Source organism: Acidocella aminolytica 101 = DSM 11237, assembly GCF_900129125.1.
Lineage (GTDB): Bacteria > Pseudomonadota > Alphaproteobacteria > Acetobacterales > Acetobacteraceae > Acidocella > Acidocella aminolytica.
This window is the reverse complement of sequence record NZ_FQVJ01000005.1, coordinates 20201-46501: the sequence shown is the minus strand read 5'-3', so window position 1 is coordinate 46501 and position 26301 is coordinate 20201. Positions and strand designations below refer to the sequence as shown.

General features: G+C 60.3%; 21 protein-coding genes and 1 pseudogene. 11 read left to right on the top strand and 11 right to left on the bottom strand.

Annotated elements, in window-relative coordinates; translation table 11 throughout:
• Positions 1–161 precede the first annotated feature (161 nt).
• A complete protein-coding gene (locus BUB54_RS04135) occupies positions 162–806 on the bottom strand; it encodes a TetR/AcrR family transcriptional regulator (protein ID WP_048878370.1) in 645 nt (214 codons plus the stop codon).
• Positions 807–984: 178 nt separating this feature from the next.
• Between BUB54_RS04135 and BUB54_RS04130 the strand changes: the two genes are divergently transcribed.
• The 5 genes from BUB54_RS04130 to BUB54_RS04110 are packed head-to-tail and all read left to right on the top strand — an operon-like array spanning position 985 to position 8370.
• Positions 985–2160, top strand: a complete 1176-nt coding sequence (locus BUB54_RS04130) for an efflux RND transporter periplasmic adaptor subunit (RefSeq protein ID WP_048878371.1) — start codon at positions 985–987, stop codon at positions 2158–2160.
• 21 nt (positions 2161–2181) lie between these two features.
• Positions 2182–5334 carry an efflux RND transporter permease subunit gene (locus BUB54_RS04125; RefSeq protein ID WP_048878372.1) on the top strand — a complete coding sequence of 1051 codons (3153 nt, stop codon included), beginning with the start codon at positions 2182–2184 and terminating at the stop codon, positions 5332–5334.
• Complete coding sequence (locus BUB54_RS04120) at positions 5327–6823, top strand: efflux transporter outer membrane subunit (RefSeq protein WP_048878373.1); 1497 nt, start codon at positions 5327–5329, stop codon at positions 6821–6823. Before BUB54_RS04125 ends, BUB54_RS04120 begins: the two co-directional genes overlap by 8 nt.
• 45 nt (positions 6824–6868) lie before the next feature.
• Positions 6869–7621 carry an ABC transporter ATP-binding protein gene (locus BUB54_RS04115; RefSeq protein WP_048878374.1) on the top strand — a complete coding sequence of 251 codons (753 nt, stop codon included), beginning with the start codon at positions 6869–6871 and terminating at the stop codon, positions 7619–7621.
• A complete protein-coding gene (locus tag BUB54_RS04110) occupies positions 7618–8370 on the top strand; it encodes an ABC transporter permease (RefSeq protein WP_048878375.1) in 753 nt (250 codons plus the stop codon). The genes BUB54_RS04115 and BUB54_RS04110 overlap by 4 nt, the downstream gene beginning before the upstream one ends.
• Here BUB54_RS04110 and BUB54_RS04105 read toward each other — a convergent pair.
• Positions 8367–9290, bottom strand: coding sequence for a response regulator transcription factor (locus BUB54_RS04105; protein ID WP_048878376.1), 924 nt, complete (start codon positions 9288–9290; stop codon positions 8367–8369). The two genes, BUB54_RS04110 and BUB54_RS04105, sit on opposite strands and share 4 nt — an antisense overlap.
• On the bottom strand, positions 9280–12663 hold the full coding sequence (locus BUB54_RS04100; protein ID WP_217652436.1) for an ATP-binding protein: 3384 nt from the start codon (positions 12661–12663) through the stop codon (positions 9280–9282). Before BUB54_RS04100 ends, BUB54_RS04105 begins: the two co-directional genes overlap by 11 nt.
• A 154-nt stretch (positions 12664–12817) precedes the next feature.
• Here BUB54_RS04100 and fmdA point away from each other — a divergent pair, with 154 nt between their 5' ends.
• On the top strand, positions 12818–14050 hold the full coding sequence (gene fmdA / locus BUB54_RS04095) for a formamidase (protein ID WP_048878378.1): 1233 nt from the start codon (positions 12818–12820) through the stop codon (positions 14048–14050).
• A 1-nt stretch (position 14051) separates the two neighbouring features.
• On the top strand, positions 14052–14387 hold the full coding sequence (locus BUB54_RS04090) for an FmdB family zinc ribbon protein (protein ID WP_048878379.1): 336 nt from the start codon (positions 14052–14054) through the stop codon (positions 14385–14387).
• Between the two features lie 70 nt (positions 14388–14457).
• Here BUB54_RS04090 and BUB54_RS19900 read toward each other — a convergent pair.
• The 5 genes and pseudogenes from BUB54_RS19900 to aat all read right to left on the bottom strand — a co-directional run.
• Positions 14458–15194, bottom strand: a pseudogene (locus tag BUB54_RS19900) (IS5 family transposase); the annotation flags it as partial.
• Between the two features lie 143 nt (positions 15195–15337).
• Positions 15338–16384, bottom strand: a complete 1047-nt coding sequence (locus BUB54_RS04075) for an aliphatic amidase (RefSeq protein WP_048878381.1) — start codon at positions 16382–16384, stop codon at positions 15338–15340.
• 66 nt (positions 16385–16450) lie between these two features.
• A complete protein-coding gene (locus BUB54_RS04070; protein ID WP_048878382.1) occupies positions 16451–18130 on the bottom strand; it encodes a purine-cytosine permease family protein in 1680 nt (559 codons plus the stop codon).
• Positions 18131–18264: 134 nt separating this feature from the next.
• Positions 18265–18846 carry a hypothetical protein gene (locus BUB54_RS04065; protein ID WP_048878383.1) on the bottom strand — a complete coding sequence of 194 codons (582 nt, stop codon included), beginning with the start codon at positions 18844–18846 and terminating at the stop codon, positions 18265–18267.
• Complete coding sequence (aat, locus tag BUB54_RS04060; protein ID WP_048878384.1) at positions 18843–19508, bottom strand: leucyl/phenylalanyl-tRNA--protein transferase; 666 nt, start codon at positions 19506–19508, stop codon at positions 18843–18845. The genes BUB54_RS04065 and aat overlap by 4 nt, the downstream gene beginning before the upstream one ends.
• 164 nt (positions 19509–19672) lie before the next feature.
• Between aat and BUB54_RS20170 the strand changes: the two genes are divergently transcribed.
• The 3 genes from BUB54_RS20170 to BUB54_RS04045 all read left to right on the top strand — a co-directional run bounded on the left by BUB54_RS20170 (position 19673) and on the right by BUB54_RS04045 (position 22182).
• Complete coding sequence (locus tag BUB54_RS20170) at positions 19673–19930, top strand: hypothetical protein (protein ID WP_148359185.1); 258 nt, start codon at positions 19673–19675, stop codon at positions 19928–19930.
• Between the two features lie 108 nt (positions 19931–20038).
• Complete coding sequence (locus BUB54_RS04050) at positions 20039–21442, top strand: helix-turn-helix domain-containing protein (protein ID WP_073211266.1); 1404 nt, start codon at positions 20039–20041, stop codon at positions 21440–21442.
• Positions 21442–22182, top strand: coding sequence for a TlyA family RNA methyltransferase (locus BUB54_RS04045; protein ID WP_048878387.1), 741 nt, complete (start codon positions 21442–21444; stop codon positions 22180–22182). Before BUB54_RS04050 ends, BUB54_RS04045 begins: the two co-directional genes overlap by 1 nt.
• A 2-nt stretch (positions 22183–22184) precedes the next feature.
• Here the strand turns inward: BUB54_RS04045 and BUB54_RS04040 are convergent, their stop codons facing one another.
• From BUB54_RS04040 to BUB54_RS04030, 3 genes are all read right to left on the bottom strand, one after another.
• Entirely contained in the window at positions 22185–23288 is a 1104-nt protein-coding gene (locus BUB54_RS04040; RefSeq protein WP_073211263.1) for an acyltransferase family protein, read from the bottom strand.
• Between the two features lie 95 nt (positions 23289–23383).
• The gene (locus tag BUB54_RS04035; protein WP_048878389.1) at positions 23384–24991 is read right to left on the bottom strand and encodes a phosphoenolpyruvate carboxykinase; all 1608 of its coding nucleotides are present in this window, start codon (positions 24989–24991) and stop codon (positions 23384–23386) included.
• Positions 24992–25059: 68 nt separating this feature from the next.
• Complete coding sequence (locus BUB54_RS04030) at positions 25060–25542, bottom strand: pyridoxamine 5'-phosphate oxidase family protein (RefSeq protein ID WP_139284783.1); 483 nt, start codon at positions 25540–25542, stop codon at positions 25060–25062.
• A 57-nt stretch (positions 25543–25599) separates the two neighbouring features.
• Between BUB54_RS04030 and BUB54_RS04025 the strand changes: the two genes are divergently transcribed.
• Complete coding sequence (locus tag BUB54_RS04025; RefSeq protein WP_048878391.1) at positions 25600–26301, top strand: response regulator transcription factor; 702 nt, start codon at positions 25600–25602, stop codon at positions 26299–26301.

Here is a 26301-nt window from a genome sequence, read left to right as displayed (position 1 = left end):
ACAGCCAGCAATTCCGCCCAGATTACGATATCATTCATTGTCTTTTGCCTTGTTTCCTCACGCCCCGAAAGAAGCGTCCCCACTTTGTAAAGCCAGCGGGTATGACGGAACGCTAGCAAAAAACCCGGCAAAAATCCAGTTAATTACAACGGCTTCCTGATTTAATCGGCCGTGGCGCGGCAGACGCCGTGCAAAAACACCCGGATGGCCGCGCGGATATGGGTGCGTCGCGCCTCACAGCTTGGCCAGCCTACCTCCCCAAGGGTTTTCATCAGCAGGGCGCCGAACACCATGTCGCAGATCATCCGCGCAGTTTTAAGCGCATCTTCCGCAAGATTGATGCGCCCGAGATCCGCCTGACGCTGCATCCATTCCGCGAGGGTGGCGTGGGCGCGGCCTGTGCCGCAGGTTTTGGTAATTTCATGCAGTTCTGGGTGATGGCGGCCTTCCGCCAGGGTCATGCCGATAAATTGCAGACGCTCCTGGTCCTCCGCCTCGCTGATATCGATGCGGAAAATCCGTTCCAGCGCGGTTTGCAAAGGCAGGCCCTCGGGTACGGGCAGTTCCAGCCATTGAGGGCGGTTGGCCTCTACCACGGCGGCAAACAGAGACGCCTTGCCGGGGAATAGCCGGTATAATGTCTGTTTGGAAATTTTGCACCGCGCGGCGATCTCTTCTGTCTTGGTGGCGCCGTAGCCATGTTCCAGGAATAATTGCCGGGCCCCTTTAATAATGACCTGACGCTGGTTTTCATCTGGCAGGGTCTTGGGGCGCCCTCGATTATTTTTACAACAACTCTTGGACAATTAGTTTCCAACCATATTTGTTATCACGTTCGCCATTAATCGCAATTAATTTGCATCTTGACAGGGTTTCGCATCGCACAATATCAGTACCCATAAGTACTGTAAATGTTTCGTTACGTATTTCCGTGTTTCCGGGGCTTGCTTTTCATTTCAACTATCTTCCTGCCTGTGAGGTCTGATGCCCGCCACTGATCGTTATTCCGCGCGCGGCCGCTTTTTGGCGGTCACGTGCCTTGCCGGGCTGAGCCTCTTGGCAGGTTGCGAAAAGAAACAAGCCGCCGCTGCGCCGCCGCCGCCAAAAGTGGGGGTTATTACCATTCACACCCAACCGGTGCTGCGCACTACCAGCCTGCCTGGGCGCACCGCCTCGGTGATGACGGCGCCGATTATCCCGCAGGTGAGCGGCGTGATCCTGAAGCGGCTGTTTGTGGAAGGTAGCGACGTGAAGGCGGGGCAGCAGCTCTACCAGATCGACCCCGCGCCTTATCAAGCCACCTATGACAGCGCTATCGCCACGCTTAAGCATGACGAGGCCGCCCTGGTGGCTGACCGGGCTCAGGCCGCGCGCTACAAGCCGCTGGCTGCCGCCCAGGCGGTGAGCCAGCAATCTTACGATAACGCGGTGGCGGCAGTAAAAGAGGATGAGGCGAACATTGCCTCCGCCAAGGCGGCGATTGAAACCGCGCGGATCAATTTGCAATACACCAAAGTCCTGGCGCCCATTTCCGGCACCATCGGTGCGTCCGCGGTGACGCCGGGTGCACTGGTGACGGCGGACCAGAGCACGTCTCTCGCCACCATCACCACGCTGAACCCGATTTATGTGGACGTGAACGAATCTTCCACCACCTGGCTTCGGCTGAAGCAGGAGAAAGATTCCGGCCAGCTTGAAACCACGCCCGACGGTTCCGTGAAGGTCACGCTCACCCTGGAAGATGGCAGCACCTACAGCCAGACCGGCAAGCTGCAATTCTCCGAGGTGAATGTGAATGAAAGCACCGGCACTGTGCTGGTGCGCGCTTTGTTCCCCAACCCGCAGCATCTGCTGCTCCCAGGCATGTATGTGCATGCGAAGATTGATGAAGGGATGAACAAAGACGGTATTCTGGTGCCGCAACAGGCGGTCTCGCGCAATACACGCGGCGATGCGGTGGTGCTGGTGGTGAATAGTAAGAACATCGTCTCGCAGAAGGTGATCACCATTGGCCGAAATATCGGCAGTGACTGGGTGGTGACCGGCGGCCTGAAAGCCGGGGAAAAGGTGATTGTGGACGGGTTGATGAACGCAACACCGGGCCAGCCTGTTTCCCCCACCGATGAGACCGCCAAATACGCCGTGAACGGCGCCGCTTAAGCCACAGGCCGGGATTTTCTCATGTCACGTTTTTTCATCAACCGGCCGATTTTCGCCTGGGTGCTGGCCCTGGTGTTGATGATGGCCGGTGCCATCGAAATCACCCAACTGCCGATCGCGCAGTACCCTTCCATCGCACCTCCGGCGATTTCCATTTCCGCCAATTATGCGGGCGCTTCGGCCGAAACGGTGGCCAATACCGTCATCCGACCGATCCTGCAGCAAATGTCAGGTTTGGATGGGCTGGAATATATCGATTCAACGGCTGAATCGAACGGGTCCGTCAGCATTACCCTGACCTTCAAGCAGGGCACGGACCCGAACATCGCCCAGGTGCAGGTGCAGAACAAGCTCTCTTTGGCCGAGGCCACGCTGCCCTCTGAAGTGACCACCACGGGTATTAATGTCCGCAAGGCCGAGAAGAACTATATGCTCTTCTTCGCGCTGGTCTCGACCGATGGCAGCATGAGCCGTTCGGATATCGCGGATTACATCGCCTCGCATATTGAAGATCCGATCACCCGAGTGCCCGGTGTGGGTGACTACACGCTGTTCGGCTCTGAATATGCCATGCGCATCTGGCTCAACCCGGACAAGCTCTATCAATACGGGCTGACGGTGACGGATGTGGTGGACGCGCTGCAGGCACAGAACGTGCAGGTACCGTCTGGTGAGTTGGGTGGCCTGCCAGCCGTGAAGGGGCAGCGCCTCGATGCGTTGATTCAGGGCCCGTCGCAGTTCACCACGGTTAAGCAGTTTGAGAATGTGCTCCTGAAAGTGGAGCCCAGCGGCGCTCAGGTGCGGTTGAAGGATGTCGCCAAGGTTGGTCTGGGCGCACAGAATTATTCCATTAGTGCGCTGTATAACGGGATGCCCGCCAGCGCCATGGGTCTCAAGCTCGCCCCCGGCGCCAACCAGCTGAATACAGAAAAAGCGGTGAAGCAGGAGTTGGCGACGCTGACCAAGCATCTGCCGCCGGGGCTGAAGCTGGTTTATCCATACGATACCCAGCCCTACATCGTGCTCTCCTTGCGGGAGGTGGTGCAGACCCTGCTGGAAGCCATCGCGCTGGTGTTCTTGGTGATGCTGGTGTTCCTGCAGAACTTCCGTGCCACGCTGGTGCCCACCATCGCGGTGCCGATTGTGCTGCTGGGGACGTTCGCGGTGCTCTCGGCGCTGGGATACTCCATCAACACGCTGACCATGCTGGCTATGGTGCTGGCGGTGGGGCTGCTGGTGGATGATGCGATCGTGGTGGTCGAGAACGTGGACCGGCTGATGCATGAGCGAAAGCTCTCGGCCAAAGAGGCCGCGCGGCAATCCATGGACGAAATCTCCGGCGCGTTGATCGGCATTGCGTTGGTGCTTTCTGCCGTGTTCGTGCCGATGGCCTTTTTCGGCGGATCCACCGGTGTGATCTACCGGCAATTCTCTGTCACCATCGTCTCGGCCATGGTGCTATCCATCCTCACGGCGTTGATCTTCACGCCCTCGCTCTGCGGTTCACTTTTGCGGCCGCCGAAGGAAGGCGCGGGTACGCACGGTTTTTATGGCTGGTTCAACCGCACGTTCAACCGCACCCGTAATGGCTATCTGGGCGGCGTGCGCAAAATGACCAAGCGCCGGCGCCTGACCATGGTGGGGTTTGTGTGCATCGCCATCCTGACGGTGTTCCTGTTCTCGCGCCTGCCCATTGGCTTCCTGCCGAATGAGGATCAGGGGCTGCTGCTGGGCCAGACGGCGCTGCCCGCCGGATCCACGGCCGAACAGACCGAGGCGCTGAATGACCAGGTGCGCAAATATGTTGAGAAGACAGAGCACCAGAACGTGAAATCGATCTTCACTGTCACCGGCTTCAGCTTTGCCGGGCAGGCGCAGAGTCAGGGCTTTCTGGTGCTGCTCACCAAGCCCTGGGATGATCGGCCGAAAGCCTCGCAAAGCGTGGGGGCCATTGCCCAGCGCGTGATGGGGCATTTCTTTGGCGACCCTGCGGGGCAGGTGTTCCTGTTGCAGCCGCCGCCGGTGCTGGAGCTGGGCAATGCCACCGGCTTTGACATGGAGCTGATGAATTCCGGCAATCTGAGCAGTCAGAAATTCTACGCCGCGCGGAATCAGTTTCTGGCCATGGCCGCTAAGGACAAGCTGCTGGAGGCTGTACGCCCCAACGGTTTGAGCCTGGCACCGCAATATAACCTCCACGTCAACCGCGAGAAGGCCGAGGCGCTCGGCTTGAGCATGAGCGATGTGAACACCACCATCCAGGCGGCATTCGCGTCTGAATACGTGGACCAGTTCCGCCGCGGCGGGCGCGTGAAGGATGTTTACATCCAGGGCCAACCCAATTCGCGCATGCAGCCGAGCGATCTGGATAAATGGTATGTCCGCAACAGCGCTGGCAGCATGGTGCCGTTCAGTTCTTTCGTTTCCGGCAGCTGGACGCTCGGGCCGCAGGATGTCGAAATTTATAACGGCGACGAGGCTTATGAGATCCAAGGTGAACCAGCCCCCGGCGTGAGCAGCGGTAAGGCCATGCAGGAGGTTGAGAAGCTGGCGGCCAAGCTGCCGGAAGGTGTGACGATGCAATGGACCGGCCTTTCTTACGAGCAGGTGAAGGCCGGCTCGCAGACCGGCGCGCTTTATACCATCTCGATCATCTTCGTGCTGCTCTGCCTCGCGGCCTTGTATGAGAGCTGGTCGATCCCGATGGCGGTGATGCTGGTGGTACCGCTGGGCATTATCGGCGCGGTGCTGGCCAATCTGCTGCGCGGTATCGATAATGACGTGTATTTCCAGATCGGCCTGCTGACGACGATGGGCCTGGCGGTCAAGAACGCCATTCTCATCGTGGAATTCGCCCGGAATTTCTATGAGCAGGGAGAAAGCCTGGTGGATGCCGCGCTGCATGCGGCCCGCGAACGCTTACGCCCGATTTTAATGACCTCCATCGCCTTTATCTTCGGCACCTTCCCGCTGGCGATTGCAAGCGGTGCCGGGGCGGGGGCGCGGCAGGCCATTGGCACAGCGGTGGTGGGCGGCATGTTCACCGCCACGGTCCTGGCGATTTTCTTTGTGCCTGTGTTCTTCGTCACCGTTCTGACAGCCACGAAAGTGAGGCGGAAGTCCGAACGCCAGGAAGAAGGCGATACGGCCAGCGGAGACCAGACCCATGCGTAAGTTGAAGTCCGTCTCCGCCCTGATGCTGGGGCTGCTTTCAAGCTGCAGCCTCATTCCGACTTATCATCGCCCGTCTATGGCGGTTTCCGCTGGATATCCTGACGCGGGCGGCGGCTCCGGCCCCGCCGCGGCGGATATCGGCTGGAAGCAGTTTTTCAGGGACCCAGCCTTGCAGGACCTGATCAGCCTCAGCCTTGCAAATAACCGCAATCTGCGCGTCTCCGTACTGAATGTGGAGGAGGCGCAGGCCAATTACCGGGTCAGCCGCGCCAGCCTGTTCCCCACCATAGATGGCGCGGCCTCGCTGGACCGCACCCACACTCCGGCCAATCTCAATGGCGGGCAGGTGGGGGATGTGCGTGATTACAGCCTGGGGGCGGAAGCGGTCTCCTGGGAGCTGGATCTGTTCGGCAAAATCCGCTCCGAGGCCAAGGCCAATCACGAGACGTATCTCAGCGAGGCGGATACCGCGTTGAGCGCCAAGATCTCTCTCGTGGCTGAGGTAAGCTCGGAATATTACACATGGCTGGCGGACCGGCAGTCTTTGCGGATTGCGCAGAATACGGCGATGGCGGACCAGAAAACCCTGACGCTGACTCAACTTGAGCTCTCACACGGTACGGCCACAGCGATGGACGTGGCGCAGGCGCAAATCACCTACCAAAAGGCGATGGCCGACGTGGCGCAATATCAGCGCCAGGTCGGGCAGGATATGGACCAGCTGGTGCTGCTGGTCGGTGCGCCGATTCCCGCCGACGTGCAGAAAAAGATGGACGCCATCACCGGCCTTTCGGACGAACCAGCTTTGCCGCAAGTGCCCGCGGGCCTGCCTTCGGACCTGCTGACCCGCAGGCCGGATATCCGCGCGGCGGAACACTCCCTGCTGGCAGCCAATGCAAATATCGGTGCGGCGCGGGCGGCGTTCTTTCCGTCTATCAGCCTTACGGCCAGCGGCGGGTTTGCCAGCAACAGCCTGAGCGATTTGTTCGGGGCGGGGCAAAGCTCCTGGGTGTTCCAGCCGCAAATCACCATCCCCATCTTCACGGCGGGGGCGAATATGGCCAATCTGGATTTGGCGGATCTGGAGAAGAAGGTGCAGATCGCCACCTATCAGGAGACGATCCAGTCCGCGTTCCATGACGTGTCGGACGCGCTGGTGGCGCGCCAGACCTATGTGGATCAGGTGGACGCGCAGCAAAAGCTGGTGAATGCCGATACGCGCTATTACCAGCTCGCGCTGATGCGCTTTAAAGCTGGGATTGATAATTACCTGAACGTGCTGGTGGCGCAGGATTCGCTGTTGAGCGCGCGCCTCACGCTGGTGAGCCTGCAACTGGCGCAGCAGCAGAATGAGATCACGCTCTACAAGGCGCTGGGCGGAGGCTGGGAAGCCAATGGCAGCGCCCCGGTTCCGCAAACGCCAGCCACTACCCCGGCCAAGGCGCAAACCCAGCCCCCCGGGCAACCCGCCAAGCTGATGACGGATTGACCCACCCTCGCTTATCCCTTCGCCGCCTTCTATAGCGGGGGCGGGATGAGTGACTCGCACCAACAAGCCGCGCCGCCGGGTCTGGAAATGATAGGTCTGGCGTTGCGTTATGAAGGCCAGACCTTGTTTGAGGGGCTGAACCTGACCGCTGAGGCTGGGCGCTGCACGGCGCTGCTGGGGGCCAGCGGTGTTGGCAAGACCACCTTGCTGCGGATTGCGGCGGGGCTGGCCGTACCCGAGACCGGCCACGTCCGCGCCTCGGATGGTTTGCCGCTCACCGGCCGCGTGACCTGGATGGGCCAGCAGGACCTGCTCTACCCCTGGGCGCGCGTGCTGGAGAACGTCACCATCGGCAGCCGCCTGCGCGGTCAGCGGGCCGACAAGCCACGTGCCCTTAAGCTGTTGGACGCGGTGGGGCTGCACGGCCGGGAGGGCGCTTTGCCGAAGGAACTCTCCGGCGGTATGCGCCAGCGCGTCGCCCTGGCCCGCACGCTATATGAAGACCGCCCCGTGGTGCTGATGGACGAACCGTTCTCAGCACTGGATGCCATTACCCGTGCGGCAATGCAGGAACTGGCGGCTAGGCTGCTGGCCGGGCGCACCATGCTGCTCATCACCCACGACCCGCTGGAAGCCTGCCGCCTGGGGCACAGCCTTTATGTTCTGGCGGGCAAACCTGCGCGGCTGGGCCCGGCGCTCATAGTACCCGGAACCCCGCCCCGCGCCCCGGATGACGACGCGCTGCTCCATACCCAGGGCGAATTGCTGCGCGCCCTGCTAGACGGGCAGACAGCATGAAGCATCTGCAAAATGCGCTCCGTCCGGCGGGAACAGTGTTCGGCCTGCTGGTGCTTTGGTGGGGGTTGGCGCGGTTTTCCGGGATTCCGGCCTTTCTGCTGCCCGGCCCTGGCGCGGTGGCGCGGGTGCTGGTGACGCAGAGCGGCTTTTTGTTCCAGAACATGCTGGTCACGCTGGTTGAAATTGGGCTGGGGTTAGGATTCGGCACATTGTTCGGCGCCTTGCTGGCGCTGGTTATGGTGTTTTCACGCGGGTTGCAGCGCTGGCTGCTACCTTTGCTGTTGCTCAGCCAAGCTGTGCCGGTTTTCGCCCTGGCGCCGCTGCTGGTGCTGTGGCTGGGGTTTGGCCTTGCCTCCAAGGTGTTGTTGACGGTGCTGGTGATTTTCTTCCCTGTTACCGCCGCTTTTTACGACGGCCTGCGCCGTACCGAGCCCGGCTGGCTGGACCTCGCCCAGACCATGGGGGCCTCCAGGCTTTCAATGCTGCTGCATGTGCGGCTGATGGCCGCCCTGCCGGCTTTTGGGGCGGGGCTTCGCATCGCGGCGTCTATAGCCCCCATCGGTGCGATATTGGGGGAGTGGGCAGGAGCGTCCGAAGGGCTGGGTTATATCATGCTTAACGCCAACGCTCGTATGCAGACGGACGTGATGTTCGCTGCCCTGGTGCTGCTGGCGGTACTGACCGTTCTGCTCTGGGTGGCGGTGGATATGCTGCTGAAAAAGCTCCTCCACTGGGCGCCGGACCATTAAGCCCCTTCCAGCGCCCTGACCGCGATCGCCACCGCGGACGTTCGGGTTTCGACCCCCAGCTTGGGGTACATCTGCTCTAGATGCTTGTTCACCGTGCGGTAGCTCACGTTTAAAATCTGCGCGATGTCGCGGTTGGATTTACCGCGCGCCAGCCAGAGCAGCACCTCGGTCTCCCGGCGCGTAAGCGGCACGCGCGCCTGCAACCGGTCGAAATCATGGTCGGTGTCCTGTTCGACGATTCGCAACAGAAACTCATCCTCCGCCATCTGGCCGATCAGCACAAACTCCACCCGCCGCGTCGGGCTGTTGGGGGCGGGCAGGGCGATGGTGATGCTGCCCGGTACCTCCTGCGGCTGGGTGAGGCGCGTGGCTAGCCACGCTTGCACCTCGGCAGGCAGCTCCGTCCCGGGAGCGATATCCCCCAGTAGCAGGGCCGCCTGATATGTGCTCCAGCGCATGCGGCCCTTTGCATCCGCAGCCAGCAGAAACCGGCCTGCGGCATCCATGGCGCGCTGGGCGCTGCGGGTGAGCTGGGCATTGGCCAGATGCACGCGGATCCGCGCGATCAACTCGCCCGGTATCACGGGCTTGGTGACATAATCCACACCTCCAGCCTGCAGGCCGGAAACCACGTTTTCCGTATCGGTCAGCCCTGTCATGAAAATCACCGGCACCAGCGTCAGGCCGGGGCGGCGTTTCAGGCGGCGGCATGTCTCGAACCCGTCAATGCCCGGCATCAGCGCGTCCAGCAAAATCACATCCGGCGTGACCTGTTCCAGCAGCACCAACGCCATCTCGCCTTGCAATGCCACTAGCACGTTGAAGCCCGCGGGCTCCAAGGCGTCGATCAGCAGCCGCAGCATGGCGGGGTCGTCATCCACAATCAGAATAGTCGGGCGGGCGGAAGGATCAGGCGGCATCTTGTTCCAGCTCCTCCAGTGCGGCAAGAAATTCAGGCAGACGCAGCCCGGCGGCCAGGGCGCTCAGCGGTGCCAGAATGTCTTTTGCCTCAGGCGCTTCCAGGGCCAGCCGCTCAAGGCTTTCTTCTAGCCCGCGTATAAAGCCTATCTGCGCTAAATAGCGAAGCTGGGCGATATGCGGGCGCAAGGCGGCTTCAGCCAAGCCGGGGGCAGACGGCGCGGTGGGTTCCGCCGGAGCGGGGGTATCTTGGATCCAGGCGAGCTTCAGCAGCGTGCCGATGGTCTCCAGCAGCTTGGCGAAATTAACGGGCTTGGGCAGGGCGGCGTCATACGCTGCCTCTCCGCCGCCGTGCAGTACCGGCGCATGGGCGGTAAGCATGATGACAGGCGTGGCGGCGTGGTTGGGTTGCCGGCGCAGCTGACGGGCCAAGCCCAGCCCGTTCAGCGCCGGCATTTCGGTCTGCGGCATGGAGTAATCCAGCAGAAACAGATCCGCCTTGCAGCCCGCCGCCAGCCGAAGGCAAGAGGGGCCGTCCGGTGCAGTGAGCAGGGTGAAGCCTAGCGGGGTCAGCGCATCTTGCAGCAAAGCGCGGTGCACGGCGTTGTCCTCCGCCGCTATAATGGTGCGTCGCGCGCCCTGGTACCCTACGATGCGCCCTTGCATCGGCGCGCTAGCACTGGCGCGGGGCGCGCGGGAGATGAGCAGTTGCACTCTGAAGCGGCTACCCTTGCCGGGCGTGCTATCCACGGAAATACGCCCGCCCAGAATTTCCACTAGCAGCTTGGTGATGGTTAGCCCCAGCCCGATCCCCGGCGGTGCGGCACTGTTCTTGGGCAAGGCACGCTCAAACGGTTCGAAAATCCGGGCCAAGTCTTGCGGCGCGATGCCGGGGCCAGTATCCGCAACCTCGAACTCCATTACCTCTCCTGGTATGCGTAAAGCCAGGCGGATGCCCCCGCGCGTGGTGAATTTCAGCGCGTTGGAGAGCAGGTTGATCAGAATCTGCCGCAGGCGGATTTCATCAATAAACACCAAAGTCGGCAGGCGGGATGGGGTCTCGAACTCGAAACTCAGCCCCTTCGCTGCTGCCTGTAGGCGAAACATGCCGGTGATCTGAGCCAGAAAATCCGGGAAATTCACCTCCCGCCGTTCAATGTCGATTCGCCCGGCCTCAATCTTGGAAATATCCATCAGCCCTTCAATGAGTCCGTGCAGATGCTCGCCCGAGCGGCGGATGATGCCGATAGTCTCCCGCCGCCGGGGCGGGATGGTCTCGTCGTTTTCCAAGAGCTGCGCATAGCCCAGCACGGCGTTCAGTGGCGTGCGCAGCTCGTGGCTCACCCCTACGATGAAGCGGGTTTTGGCGATGTTGGCGGCTTCCGCCACCTCCCGCGCGCGGGCGAGCTTGGCGTCGGTTTTGCGGTGGGCGTCAATCTCGGCCAGCAGCAGCTGGGTCTGGCGGCGGCTTTCCTCCTCCGCCGCCAGGGAGGATTCACGCGCTAGCACCTGCAGCCAGGCAAACACCCCCGCTACTAGCAGAATACATACAAACACCCGCCAGAACGCGGTGGCCAGCAGCGCGGCCAAGGCGCTGTTCTGGCTGGCGGCCTGCCAGTAAAAGGCACAGAAAATCACACCCAGCACCACGGCAGTGAGGCTGAACACGCCTAGAAAGCGCAGCAACACTGGGTCCATCCGGCCGCGCAGCCGTGCTGGCAGTAGATGGCGCATCAGCCCGATGATCTGCGTGCCATAGCGGGCATGGGGCTTGCAGGCATCCCGGCAGCGGGAATCCAGTGTGCAGCAAAGGGAGCAGATGGGCGCCGCATAGGCCGGACAATAGGCAATGTCCTGCGGCTCGAACGCGTTATCGCAGACCGAGCAGACAAGCTGGCTCTCCCCTGCCCAAGCGCGGCGCGGCCTGCGGGCCAGGTAAAACCGCCCGCGCGTGGCGGCGGCAATGGCGGGTACCGCGATAAAGGCGCTGGCCAATGCGATAAACGGCGCGAAAGCATGGGCATACGCTCCCAGTAGCCCGGAGATGCATAGCGCCCCAGCCAGCGTGGCCAGCAGCATGGCGCCGGTGCCGACGGGGTTGATGTCATACAGATGGGCGCGCTTGAATTCGATGATGCGTGGGCCGAGGCGCATGCCTTTCACCAGCACCAGGTCCGCAGAGATGGCGCCGATCCAGCCGCAGGCTAGCACGGAATAAAAGGCCAGAATGGGCGCAATTGAGCGGTAAATATCCAGCTCCATCAGCAGCAGCCCGATGGCGGCGTTGAACACCAGCCAGATCACCCGTCCAGGATGCCGGTGCGTCAGGCGGGAGAAGAAATTGGACCAGGCGATGGAGCCCGCATACGCGTTGGTGACGTTGATCTTGGTCTGCGCCACCGCCACCAGCAGGGCGGCGGCCAGCAAAGCCGCGTGCGGCGGCAGCGCCAGCCCGTAGGCGGCGTGGTAGAGAATGATAGGCTGTGCGGCTTGCTCCGCCCCATAACCCAGCCCCAGCGAGAGCACCCCCAGCACTGAGCCCATGAGCATTTTCACCACCCCCGGCAGCACCCAGCCTGGCCCCGCAGCAAGCAAGGCCCCCCACCAGCGCCAGCGCGCCTTGGGATCGGGCCTGGGTAAAAACCGCAGATAATCCGCTTGCTCCCCAATCTGCGCGATCAATGACACAATGATGGAGGCACAGGCGCCAAAGGGCAGCAGCGAAAACCCGCCTGCCCAGCCCAGCCCATGAAACCCCGCCCAATCATGTAGCAAGGCTGGATCCAGAGCCAGAAATAGCAAAGGTAGAAAATTCAACGCCAGCCAGAGCGGCTGGCTCCATGCCTGGAAGCGCGAGATGAATGTGATGCCATAAGCCGCCAGGGGAATAATGCCGAGCGTGGTAAGTACATAGCCAAGATGTAGCGGAATGCCGAAAACCTGATTCAGCATGTTGGCAAAGATAGAGGCTTCCAGCGCAAAAAAAATAAAGGTGAACGAGGCGTAGATGAGCGATGTGATGGTGGAGCCGATATAGCCGAACCCGGCGGCACGGGTCAGTAAATCGATATCCACGCCGTATTTCGCGGCGACATAAGCAATCGGCCCGGCAGTGAGGGAGATGAGCAAGGCGACGCTCAAAATCGCCGCCACCGCGTTCACCGGCCCATATTGCAGCGTGACCGTGGCGCCAATCGCCTCCAGTGCCAGGAAGGAGGTGGCGCCGAACGCGGTATTGGCGACCGCCCGCGCGGAGAACTTGCGCGCGGCGCTGGCGGTGAAGCGTAGCGCGTAATCCTCCATCGTCTCATCCGCGACGAATTGGTTATAGCTGCGCCGTATGGGGGTAATCCGCTGTGGAAACGCCAATCGCACCTCGCATGTGATGTAAATGGAAGATTAACCGGGAAAGCACGCAAGCCCATACGCACTCTTCCGTATTCCGCCGAGGGCGCGGATTTTCGAGGCTGAGGGGACACGTTGCACGTACTTGTTCCTTTTCATTTCAGCCAAATGGAGTGTCCGCCCCGTGACCGAGACGCTGATCAAAGTCGATCTCAATGGATCGCCCCTCGACAACGATATGGTTCATAACCGCTGGCACCCGGATATTCCGATGGTGGCCAAGGTCAGGCCGGGGGATGATTTCATCCTCGAATGCTATGACTGGACCGGCGGCTTCATCAAGAATAATGACAGCGCCGATGATGTGCGCGATGTGGATTTGACCACCGTGCATTACCTCTCCGGCCCGATTGAGGTGGAAGGCGCTGAGCCGGGGGATCTGCTGGTGGTGGATTTTCTCGATATCGGGCCGCTGCAGGAAAATCTCTGGGGGTTTAACGGGTTTTTCTCCAAGCAGAATGGCGGCGGGTTTCTGACCGATTATTTTCCGCAGGCACAGAAATCCATTTGGGATTTCAAGGGTATGTTTACGTCCTCCCGGCATATTCCGGGAGTGAATTTCGCGGGGTTGATTCACCCCGGTCTGATCGGCTGCCTGCCTGACGCAAAAATGCTGGAGAGCTGGAACAAGCGCGAGAAAGCATTGATTTCCACCAATCCCACCCGCGTGCCGGGGCTTGCCAACCCGCCTTTTGCCCCCACCGCCCATATGGGCCGGATGCAAGGAGCCGCCCGGGACAAAGCCGCCGCTGAAGGGGCGCGCACCGTGCCGCCGCGTGAGCATGGTGGGAATTGCGATATTAAGGATCTCTCACGCGGGGCGCGGGTTTATTTCCCGGTTTATGTGAAGGGGGCGGGCTTGTCCGTCGGGGATCTGCATTTCAGCCAGGGCGATGGCGAAATCACTTTCTGCGGCGCCATTGAAATGCCGGGCTTTATTCATCTTGGGATTCATTCGATCATCAAGGGCGGCATGGCAAAATACGGGATCAAGAATCCGCTGTTCAAACCCAGCCCGATGAAGCCGAATTATCAGGATTATCTTGTGTTTGAGGGCATTTCCGTCGACGATTCTGGCGAGCAGCATTATCTCGATATGTTTGTGGCTTATCAGCAGGCTTGTTTGAACGCGATCAATTATCTCAAGACTTTCGGTTATTCCGGGGCGCAGGCGTATTCGTTGCTGGGCACAGCGCCGGTGCAGGGGCATATTTCCGGGATTGTGGATGTGCCGAACGCTTGCGCCACCTTGTATCTGCCGACGGAAATTTTCGAGTTTGACATCAATCCCGGTGCTGCCGGGCCGGTGAAGATGATCACCGGCGGGGTGGATATGCCCGTTTCGCCGGATAAATAAAATGCCGGTTTACGATTATCTTTGCCCTGCCTGCGGGCCGTTCACCGCGCTTATGCCCATGTCCGCCTTCGAGGCGGATCATGGCTGCCCGGAATGTGGGGAGGCAGCGCCGCGCGCGTTGCTGAGCGCGCCGCATTTCGCGCTGATGAGCAATAGCAAACGCAAAGCCCATGCGATGAATGAAAAAAGCGCTCATGCGCCGGATAGCACCCGGCGCACGGGCAAGCACCCGCCGGGCTGCGGGTGCTGTGCTACATCTCAGCCCAGGCTGAAGGCGGATTCACCGCCGCCGATGAAGAGTTTTCCAGGCTCCCGGCCTTGGATGATCAGCCATTAAAAGAAAACAGCCGCAACACATGCAGCCGTAATTTAACTTGGGGCTTGTGGTCATTTGAGACAATTACCACGGCTGCGAGGTGTATACCGGCCAGGAAGTAGTTCCTGGCCGGTATATTGTAGCGCGTTGCGTTGGCGCGGATTTGCTTGAATCTGGCGAAGAAGCTTTCGATCAGATGGCGCGTTTTGTAGATATCGCGATCATATTCCCGCTTGATTTTTCGGGTTGACTTGGGCCGGATCACGACGGCTTTACCCTTGTCGGCCAGACAGGAAATAACCCATTCATCGGCATCGCATGCTTTATAGGCGGTCAGTAAATCAACCTGCATGTCGGGCAGAAGGTTATCGGCCCCGGCCAAGTCATGGGCTTGCCCGCTGCTCAGACTAAAAGCAACGAGGTTGCCCAGTGCATCAATGAAAGCATGGATTTTGGTGCTCAATCCGCAGCGGGTTCGTCCGATGCCTTGGTCTCCGCCGGCTTTTTTTGGCGCCGGCACTGTGCTGATGGCGTGTGCGATGGCGTTGCCGATCATCGCGTATTCATTGTCAGCATCGGTAGCCAAAAAGGAAAAGACCCGTTCCCAGACACCGTTTTTCGTCCAGCGGCTGAACTGCTTGTGAATGTCCAACGGATCGCCAAATCACTCCGGTAGATCGCGCCAGGGAATCCACGCACGGTAACGATATGAAACCGCATTTACAAAAGCCGGTTGTCTTTGGCCGTCACACCACCGTCGCCGTCCTTGTCTGGGAGGAGATGGGCGAGCCGTTCCCATTGTTCAGAATTTAGCCCATAACGGGCCATCGATCAGCCCTTCAAAATGCCGATCGGCTATGAATCACGAAAAATCCCGCGCCGGGATCTCCTCAGTCAAATGACCAAAGGCTCTAATTTCATACGTGGAATATCAAACGACGGAAAAGGAGGTATTTTGGCCTCCTTTATGTTTACTCCGCAGCGGGCGCGACGCTGGAACCGTTGGGAATACCTTCAATGGGGCATTCCTCGGTGCCTAATGTTGGACGTGTGAGGGCTTCCACCTTGGTGCGGGTGGCTTCAGGGTCGTTCACCCATTCCCGGTAGAAATCGAACGGGCAAACCGCCATGCCAGGCTGGTTCTCGCGGGAATTGACCATGCCGGTATAGCCGCGATGAAGAAGTTTGAAGAGATGGTTTTGTGATTGCAAATTCTTGCGGGCATCTCGGATCAGATATTTCGAGAGCGCCGCATATTGTATGCCATAGTCCTCTTCTCCGCATTCTCCCAGCGTACGGCCGTCAAACCCGATGAGCGCGGAATGGCCGAAATAGGAATAAACGCCGTCAAACCCCGTGGCGTTGGCGACGGCCACATAAACATTATTGGCCCAGGCCATGGTTTTGGACATCAGCACCTGCTGTTCCTTGGCAGGATACATATAGCCTTGGCAGCGGATAATCAGTTCGGCCCCTTTCATCGCGCAGTCGCGCCAGATTTCCGGGTAATTACCATCGTCGCAGATAATCAGACTGACTTTTAGCCCTTTCGGGCCGTCGCAGACAAAGGTTTTGCCGCCGGGATACCAGCCTTCAACTGGCACCCAGGGCATGATCTTGCGGTATTTCTGGACGATTTCGCCTTGATCGTTGATGAGGATAAGGGTGTTGTAGGGCACTTTGTTCGGGTGGTCCTCGTGACGTTCTCCAGTGATGGAGAACACGCCCCAGACTTTTGAGGCACGGCAGGCGGCGGCGAAGATTTCGGTTTCCTCGCCTGGCACGGTGGCGGCGGTTTCCATCATTTCACCAGGATCGTACATGATGCCCTGGGTGGAATATTCAGGGAAAACCACAAGGTCCAGCCCCGGTAGGCCCAGCTTCATTCCGGGGATCATCGCGACGATTTTCTTGGCGTTTTCGATAACTTCCGCTTTGGTGTGCAGCCGGGGCATTTTGTAATTCACCACGGCTACGCCGACTGTATCGGCACTGCTGGAAATATCTCCATGCAACATCTTTGAAGGTCCTTTCACAAAGAAAAAGCCGGGCCCGCATAGTGCGAGCCCGGCAGGTGCAGAGATTTAGCGGGAGAGGTCAGCGGGCGTGCCAAAAGACAGCACCGGGTCCGCATGGGGTTTTTTACACTGGTCGTGGCAATCGGAGTCCAGCGAGCAGCAGAGTGAGCAGATATTGCCCTTGTGGAAGGGGCAGCCGGTCATATCCTGGGCCTCATATTCAAAGCCGCAGGACGCGCAACTCATCGTGTCGTGCTTCACACCGGCATGGTAGCAGGTTTCACGGGCAACATAATATTTACCCTTGGTGAGAATGGCGATGATGGGGGAAGCAATGAAGGACACGCCCAGCGCGATGAACGCCGAGTAGGCGGCGGCATAATCCCCGAACAGATGAAAGAAGGCGAGCACGGAGATGATCGAGGCGATCACCATGGCGCCAAAGCCGACCGGGTTGAAGTTGTAGAGATGCGCGCGCTTGAACTCGATATAAGACGGGCTAAGTTTCAAAATGGGCTTGTTGATGACAAGGTCTGCGGTGACCGCGCCGATCCAGGCCACGGCGACGTTGGAATAGAAGCCAAGAATATGCCCGAGAACCGAGAACATATTCAGCTCCATCATGGTCAGCGAGATGCCAACATTGAAGAAGATGTAGATAACGCGGCCAGGATGCACATGCAAAAGACGCGAGAAGAAATTGGACCAGGATAGCGAGCCGGAATAGGCGTTGGTGACGTTGATCTTGATCTGCGACAGAATGACGAAAAAGGTAGCCACCGTGATGGCCGCGAAGCCCGCGCCGAAGATATAGGTGAAACCAGCATGATACATCTGAATGGGCTCGTTGGCTTGTGCCAGCTTGGTGCCGTGCGTCACCGCCACGGAGGCGAAGAACGAGCCCATGAGCTGCTTGGCCGCCCCCAGAATCACCCAGCCGGGACCTGCGCCGAGAACGGCCAGCCACCAGCCGAAGGAGCTTTTCTTGGTCTTGTCCGGCATGAAGCGCAGATAGTCAGCTTGCTCACCAATTTGCGCGATGAGCGAGAGCGCGATTCCGGCAGCGGAGCCGAACAGCAGCGGATTGAAGCTGTCGCCGCTGGGGGAAGCGCCGGCGAAATTCACCCAGTTTGAGACCGCGTTCGGGTCTTCCATCAGCACGGCCACGGGCGGGGCAAAGAGCAGCAACAGCCAGAGCGGCTGGGTCCAGACCTGAAGCTTGGAGAGCAGCGTCATGCCGAATGTCACCAGCGGAATGATCATCAAAGATCCGATTGCGTAGCCGATGGGCAGCGGAATCCCGAAATAGAGATTGAAGGCTTGCGCCATGATAGAGCCTTCAAGCGCGAAAAATATGAAGGTGAAGGACGCGTAGATGACCGAGGTGATGGTGGAGCCGAGATAGCCAAAGCCCGCGCCACGGGTCAGCAGATCCACGTCTACATTATATTTGGCGCAGTAATAAGCGATGGGAATGCCGGTGAGGAAAATGATCACCGCCGCCGCGATGATGCCCCAGAAGGCATTGGTGAACCCAAACTGCACGGCGAGCGAGCCGCCAATGGCTTGGTCTGCTAGATAGGCGATACCGCCCAATGCGGCCGAGAACACGGCATATTGCGACCAGGTTCGGAAACTCTTGGGCGCGTATCGGAGGGAATAATCCTCGAATACCGGGTTTGAGACGAGTTTATTGAATTTCCGTCGCGGAAGTTTTGCGCCGGGGTCGTGAGATGTTGCTGACATGAGCTTCTCCTGCGGCAGGACCGTTGTGATGCCGGGGGGCTGGCTTCCCTGGTTTTCTGCATCACAGACGATCCGGCGCGGGAGATGAATGAGGCGCTTACCGGGCGATGTTCGGTAAACTGCGTATGTTTGGTCTAATGGGGCTGGAGCAGGGCGGCCACCGTGCCGGGGGGCAGATTGATAGGGGCAAAGCCGGCGGGCGGGGCAAACTCGCTGACCGACTGCGGGGTGTAGGTGACGCTGGTGGCGGTCAGGTCCGCTGAGCCATGCGCGTCCTGCCCGGTGAAATGCAGCACCACCCCGTCCGGCGTGAGGCAGGCTTGGCCGGTGCCGTGCGTGTCAACGATTTTATAACGTTGGCAGGTCAGGCCCGCATAATGGCCGGTACCCAGGGGGGTGAAGCGGGCATTGTCAGCCTGGTTGATTTCCGTCGTGAGGGCTGAGAAATCCGGCGCCTGGACGATGGCGTGCATGGCGGGCAGCACAAGCTGCGCTTGGCCCTCGTGCAGGTTGGCGAGAACATAGTATCCATAGGCGCTGTTGACCCGCGCGGATTGGGTGGCGGCATTGTAAAGAAGCTGAAAATTCCGCGCGACCTGGCCGGGGCGGGCCAAGGTGTATTGCACGGCCACGTCGCGCGTGGGCAGAAAAACCGGGGCGGCATTGGCCAAAGCTGGGGCCAGAAGCGCCAGGGTGGTGAGGGTTAGGCGGTTCATGGGGCCTCCTTTCGCATGGTTTCAAACTCACGCATTAATGTGGCGGTATCTGGGCGGAGGGGAAAATGCGCGGAAACCTCCACCGCTTCGGCCAGCAGAGCGTGATAGCGCTCGCGCGGGACCTCAATGGCGCCAAAACGGGCGAGGTGGCTGGTGATGAACTGCGTGTCCAGCAGTGTGTAGCCGCCCAGGCGCAGTCGCGCGACGAGATGCGCCAGGGCTACCTTAGAAGCGTCTGTCGTGGAAGAGAACATGCTCTCTCCAAAAAACGCCCCGCCCAGTGCCGCGCCGTATAATCCCCCGACAAGCTGGCCGTTTTCCCAGGTTTCGACGCTATGGGCGAAGCCGAGTTTGAACAAGGCGATGAAGAGCCTCTCGATTTCGTGATTGATCCAGGTTTCCGGACGGTCGGCCCGGGCGGCGGCGCAGGCGGCAATGGTGGTGGGGAAATCCGCGTCCGCCGTGACGGTGAAACGCTGGCTGCGCAGAACTTTCATCAGGCTGTGGGAGATGTGAAAACCATGCAAGGGCAGAACGCCCCTCGCATCAGGATCCAGCCAGTGCAAGGTGCGACTTTCGCGCGATTCCGCCATGGGGAAGAGTCCCAGACGGTAGGCCCGGAGAAGCAGATCCGGTGTTAGAAGAAAAGGCCGCGCGGACATGTTGGGATTTCACACCGAAGCACGGAATTTGCCAAGTATGTTGTGCGGCGGGCGGCGGCAAATGCAAACCCCAGGCTGTGAGCCTGGGGTTTGCCAACCTGCATTAAAGCTGTTGACGGGCTTTAAGGTTAACGGACGGTTGAGGACATGGCCCAGAAATGACCATGAACAAGGCCGTCGTCATAATTGTTAAAATCATCATTGCGATCATTGGAAGACTCCGCGCGGCGATGGGTTTGGGTGGGCTGGTTGGGGCGGCCGCCGCTGCGGGCGTCACGCGCCACAACCACGCCATTCCCGCCAAGGCCGTCGGGGGAAAAGGTTTGGGTGATTGGGTTACGCATGGTGACACTCCTTCGTTGATCGATGCCTTCACCAACGCGGCGGGGGGAAGGTGCATGGAGAGGATTGCCGCGCGGTGAAGGTATAAGTGAAACTATTTACATCGCGATGCGAAGCCTAGTGGAATTTCAGGGAATATGATGAAATCTGTGCGTGACTTTACTGTAAATTTTTGCGAATTGTAAAACATGTCAAAATTGATGATCGGCAAAACCATTCGCCGGTTGCGGATGGAACAGGGCTTCACCCAGCAAGGTTTCGCGCAGAAGCTCGGGATTTCAACGTCCTACTTGAATCTCGTAGAGCACGACCAGCGCAATGTTACGGCCTCTCTGCTGTTTAAGCTGACGGAGATTTTGAAGGTCGATCTGGCTGCGCTCTCGGGGGTGCAGGAGCGGGAGTTCGAGGTTTCCTTGCGGGAAGTCTTCTCTGACCCGCAGCTGGCCATCGACCCGGTGCCGGAAAGCGAGGTGCAGGCGCTGGCGGCTGCCCCTAACGCGGCGCGGGCGGTGCTGACGCTGCACCGGGCGCTGGCGGGCGCGCGGGAGGAGGGGGCGGGGATTACCTTGCCCTCAGGCCGCAAGATTTTGCTGCCGAATGAGGAGGTGCGGGATTTTTTCCACGCCCATGAGAATCACTTCCCGGCGCTGGAGGAGGTGGCGGAGGCGATTGGCAAGGCGATGGATGTGGCGGCGGTGGGCTCCAGCCACGCGCTGGCGGAGCGGTTGCGGCGCCAGCATGGACTGGTGGTGCAGGTTCGGACCTTGCCTGGCAGTTTGCGGGTGTTTGACGCCGCGAACCGGATGCTGACGCTCTCCGAGGACCTTCCGCGTGAGAGTCGGGGGTTTCAGATGGCGTTTCAGTTGGCTTTGCTGGAGGCGCGCGCCCCTGTGGAAACGATTGTAAAACGCGCGGAGCCGACCACGCGTGACGCAGCCGAATTGCTGCGGATTGGACTGCTGAATTATATCGCCGCCGCGCTGATGATGCCTTACGAGCCGTTTTTGAGTGCGGCGCGGGAACTGCGTTACGATGTGGACGGGCTGGCCGCACGGTTTGGAGTGTCTTACGAGCAGGCGTGCCACCGTTTGTCCTCCATGCAGCGGGCCGGGGCGCGGGGGGTGCCGTTTTTCTTTCTGCGGGTGGATCCAGCGGGGAATGTGAGCAAGCGCTTTTCCGCCGCCGGGTTTCCTTTCATGCGCTATGGCGGCACCTGCCCGCGCTGGGTGGCGCATTCAGCCTTTGCTACGCCCGGGGCGATCCGCGTGCAGGTGGCCCAGCTTTCGGCCACGGAGACGTTTCTGTGCTTTGCGCGCGCCATTACCGGTCGCCCAGCGCGCTGGGGCGACCCGCCGCCGGTGAGGGCGGTGACCATGGGGTGCGATGTCTCCCATGCCAAGGAGCTTGTATATGGAGACGGGCTGGATTTGGCCAAGGCGGCGGTAGGGATTGGGCTCTCCTGCCGGATGTGCGAAAGGCAGGATTGCCGTTCCCGCGCGTTTCCGCCGATTGCGCACCGTTTGGCGCTGAGCCCGGAGACGACGAGCGCCAGCCCTTATCGGTTTAAAGCCTTGCCCGGAGATACGAAGTAATGGCCAAGCAGCGTGTGGATGTGATGCTGGTGGAGCGCGGGCTGGTGGAGTCCCGCACTAAGGCGCAGGCTTTGATTATGGCCGGGCTGGTTTATGCGGGCACGGCACGGGTGGCCAAGGCGGGGGATACGCTGCCCGCCGAGGCGCAGCTTTCAGTGAAGGGACAGGAACATCCTTGGGTTTCGCGCGGCGGGATGAAGCTGGCGCACGGGCTTGCGCATTTCGGGCTGGACCCGGCGGGGCGGATTGGGCTGGATGTAGGGGCTTCAACCGGCGGATTTACCGATGTGCTGCTCACCCATGGTGCTGACAAGGTTTACGCCGTGGATGTGGGGCATGGGCAGTTGGCGTGGAAGCTGCGATCAGACCCGCGGGTGGTGGTGCTGGAAAAAACCAATGCCCGGCATTTGACGGATGCGGTGATTCCCGAGCCGGTGGGGGCGCTGGTGTGCGATGCGAGTTTCATCGGGTTGCAGACGGTGCTGCCAGCCGGGTTGGCCTTGTGCGTGCCGGGCGCGTTCGTGGTGGCGCTGATCAAGCCGCAATTTGAGGCGGGGCCGGAGCAGGTGGGCAAAGGCGGGGTGGTGCGTGATCCCGCTGTGCATGAGCAGGTCTGCGCGCGGATTGAGGGCTGGTTTGCCGCTCTGCCCGGCTGGCGGGTGCTGGGCATCACGCCGAGCCCGATTAAGGGGCCGGAAGGGAATGTGGAGTTTTTGATTGGGGCGGTGCGGGAAGGCTGAGCTTAGCTTGCTGTGACGGCGCGGGCTGGCAGGCGCGCGGCGGTGCGCCAAAGCCGCTGGCCCGGCAGTTCAATATATTTGTATGTCAGGCTGGCTGTGGCGATTAGGACCGCGATGAAAACCGCCTGTTGGACCAGAAATAGCGGTGTGATGGCAGGGTACAGCACAGGGGTGGGGTAATTGGGTACGCGCCACAGGCTGAAAAAGGCCATGAAGACGACCATTTGCAGCAGATAGATGGAATAGGAAATTTCTCCTAAATAGACGAGTGGGCGCAGGTTGAGCAGGCGGTTGATGGGGCCTTTTTGGGCTTTCAGCGCGAAGATCAGCATGACCGCGCCCAACGGGATAAGAGGTGGCTGCATGGCGTAAACAGCCCAGCCGATCAGCCCGAGCCCAGCGGTTTCCAGCAGGCAGGCGCTGCTACGGTTGAGGGACAGGCGGGTGGATAATAGTCCCGCCGCAGCGCCCAGCGCGAAGTCTGACCAGCCGCGCCGCAAAGCGGGCAGGCCGGTCCAGGCTTCGGCATCATGAATATGGAGAGTCCAGGCCGTATAGGCCAGGGCGGCGGTGATACCAGCCAGAACCCAGCTGGGGGCGCGGCGCAGCGCGAACAGCCCGAGCGGAAAGGCCAGATAGCAAGAAAGTTCAACCCCGGCGGACCAGCTTACATCGTTCCAGGGGTTATGGGTCAGGCTGAAATAGGGCGCCAGTAAGGTGCCGGCCAGCGGGAGCAGGGACCAGTTCAGCGTGTGGCGCGGCCATATAATGGAAAACCAGCCCAGCCCGGCCATGACGGCCAGAATGCTCAGATGCAGCGGGTACAGCCGCAGAACGCGCCGCATGGCGAAGGTGCCTAGCTCACGCGGGCGCATTTGGACATGTACGATGGTGAGAATGAAGCCACTGAGAACGAAAAATAGATCCACCCCGGTGAAGCCCATATAGAGCATACTGGTGAGCGTGTGGGGGGATGACCATTTATTGAAGCGGAAAAACAGGACGAGGTGGTGAAGCACCACGCAGAGCGCCGCGACGCCGCGTATGGAGGTGAGGGCGTTTATGGTTTTGCGGGGGACGGACGCGGAATTGGGAGATGTGGCCACGGGCCCATCGTTGCGTAAACCATGTGAGATGGCAACGACGAGGCCGGGCAGAAGATCAGAAAGGGGCCGGATGGCCCCTTTCGATCACCACGGGGTCAGGCTGCGGTTTTGATAGCGGCGGCTTTTACGTCGTCATCCACATGCTCGGCGAAGCTCTCGAAATTTTCGATAAAGCGCTGCACCAGACCCTGTGCGGCTTTGTCGTATCCGGCTTTGTCGGCCCAGGACTGGCGCGGGTCCAGCACCTCGTCTGGCACGCCGTTGACGTGGGTGGGGATGGCAAGGCCGAAGAACGGGTCGGTACGGTATTCCACATGGTCCAACTCGCCCGCCAGCGCCGCACGCAGCAAGGTGCGGGTGTGGGTGATGGACATGCGCTTGCCCACGCCATAGGCGCCGCCGGTCCAGCCGGTATTCACCAGCCAGCAATTTACACCATGCTGGTTGATGAGGGCCTGCAGAAGCTTGCCGTAAACCTGCGGGTGGCGCGGCAGGAAGGGGGCGCCGAAGCAGGTGGAGAAGGTAGCCTGGGGTTCCTTGCCGAGCCCTTTTTCAGTGCCCGCCACGCGCGCGGTGTAGCCGGATAGAAAGTGGTACATGGCTTGCGCCGAGGTGAGGCGCGAGAGCGGCGGCAGCACGCCGAATGCATCGGCCGTGAGCATCACCACGTTCTTGGGCTGGCCGCCGCGGCCGGAGAGCTCCACGTTGGGGATGAATTCCACCGGGTAGCAGGCGCGGGTATTCTCGGTGAGGGTGCGGTCCGCGAGGTCCAGATGGCCGCGCGGGCCGGCGACCACGTTTTCCAGCACGGTGCCGAAGCGGTGGGAGGCCGCCCAGATTTCCGGCTCGTTATTCTGGCTGAGATCGATGACTTTAGCGTAGCAGCCGCCCTCGAAATTGAACACGCCATCCGGGCCCCAGCCATGCTCGTCATCGCCAATCAGGCGGCGTGTGGGGTCGGAGGAGAGGGTGGTTTTGCCGGTGCCTGAGAGGCCGAAGAACAGCGCGCTGTCTTCATTCGGGCCGATATTGGCTGAGCAGTGCATGGGCAGCACGCCCTTGGCGGGCAGCAGCCAGTTCATGACCGTGAAGATGGATTTCTTGATCTCGCCCGCATATTCGGTGCCGGCGATGACGATGAGCTTCTCAGCGAAGGACAGCGCGATGGCGGTGGAGGATTTGACACCGTCGATCGCCGGGTCGGCCTCGAAATCCGGGGCGTGGAGGATGACGTAATCCGGTTCGAACCCTGTCAACTCCTCTTCCGCGGGGCGGATGAACATGTTGCGGGCGAACAAGGCGTGCCAGGCGCCGGTGGTGACCAGGCGCACGCGGATGCGGTTGGCGGGATCCGCACCAGCATACAGGTCCTGGGTGAACAGCTCGCGCCCTTGCAGGTAAGCCTGCACGCGGGATTTCAGCACATCGAATTTCGCGCGGGGGAGCTTCTGGTTGATTTTGCCCCACCAGATCTCGGCGGCGGTTTCCGGCTCCTCAACCACGAACTTATCCGCCACCGAACGGCCCGTATGCACACCCGTGCGCACGATCAGCGCGCCATCGGCTGAAAGACGGCCCTCGTTTTTGCGCAGCGAATGCGCCACCAGCGCCGGGGCGGTGAGGTTGGCATGCAGGGCAGCGGCGAGATGCACGCCGGTGCCGTTCAGCGGCGCGGCGTCGCGGAGGGATGATTTGTCGGTCATCAGCTTGGGTATTCCTTTGAAGCGAGACGTAGATGCAGGATCGTTCATAATCGTCTCACCCCGTTCGTTCAACTGGTCTCAGGGTTTAACATTTTGAGAATATTGTGTTGCAGCGCGGTAATTTTCAAAGAGGAAGCATTCGCAAAGCCGCCGACATAATTTGCCCCTAAAATAAATAGAGTCCAGAAGTTAAAGTCTATAAAATCTACATATAATGACGCGTAAGGGTGGGTTTTCAGGAAAATATCCCGCTGGGCGCGGCCTTCCAGTTGCTTGGCCTCGCAGGTTAGGCACAGGCGGGGGGTGGTTTGCGGGTTTTCATCCTGGGGTTGGCCCGTGAAAAACAGCGCACAAGTAGGGTTGGCGTGTAAATGCTTGGTGTGCAGGGCTAGGTTGGAGAGCAGCAGCAGCGGTTGTCCGTTGGTGTCCAGCGCCGGGGTAACCAGGGCGGCGTGGGGGATGCCGTCTTTGGCCGTGGCCAGGGTGGCGCTGCGAGCGTTGAGGATTAAAGAGGCGGCGTCCGCCAATCTCTGCTCTTGATTTGCTGCCATAATCCGGTCACTCCCTGGCGGCAGAAAGGCCACGAATTCATTGATTGGGTCTGCACTATGAAACAAACGATCGCTCTGGTCGATGACGACCGCAATATTCTCACCTCCGTACAGATGACGCTGGAGGCGGAGGGGTTCGTGGTCCGCACCTACACGGATGGTGAGTCCGCCTTGCAGGCGTTGCTCGCCAAGCCGGTGGATCTGGCAGTGCTGGATATTAAGATGCCGCGTATGGATGGCATGGAGCTGTTGCAAAAGCTGCGTGCCCGCTCGGCTTTGCCGGTTATTTTCCTGACCTCCAAGGATGATGAGCTAGACGAGTTGATGGGACTGCGGCTGGGGGCGGATGATTATATCACCAAGCCGTTCTCCCAACGTTTGCTGCTGGAGCGGATCCGCGCCTTGTTGCGCCGGCATGAATCAACGCGCGCGGAGGCCAGCGGTGCCGCCCCGGCCAGCGTGTTGACCCGTGGCGACCTGACGCTGGATGAGACTAAGCATCAATGTCTCTGGAAGGGTAAAGACATCCAGCTTACTGTGACGGAGTTTCTGCTGGTGAAGTCGCTGGCGCAGCGGCCGGGCATGGTGAAGTCCCGCGACCAGTTGATCGACGCCGCCTACGGCGAGAATGTGTATGTGGATGACCGCACCATCGACAGCCATGTGAAGCGGCTGCGTAAGAAGTTCCGCAATGTCGATGGCGAGTTCGACCAGATCGAGACGCTGTACGGTATTGGTTACCGTTATAAGGACGTTTGA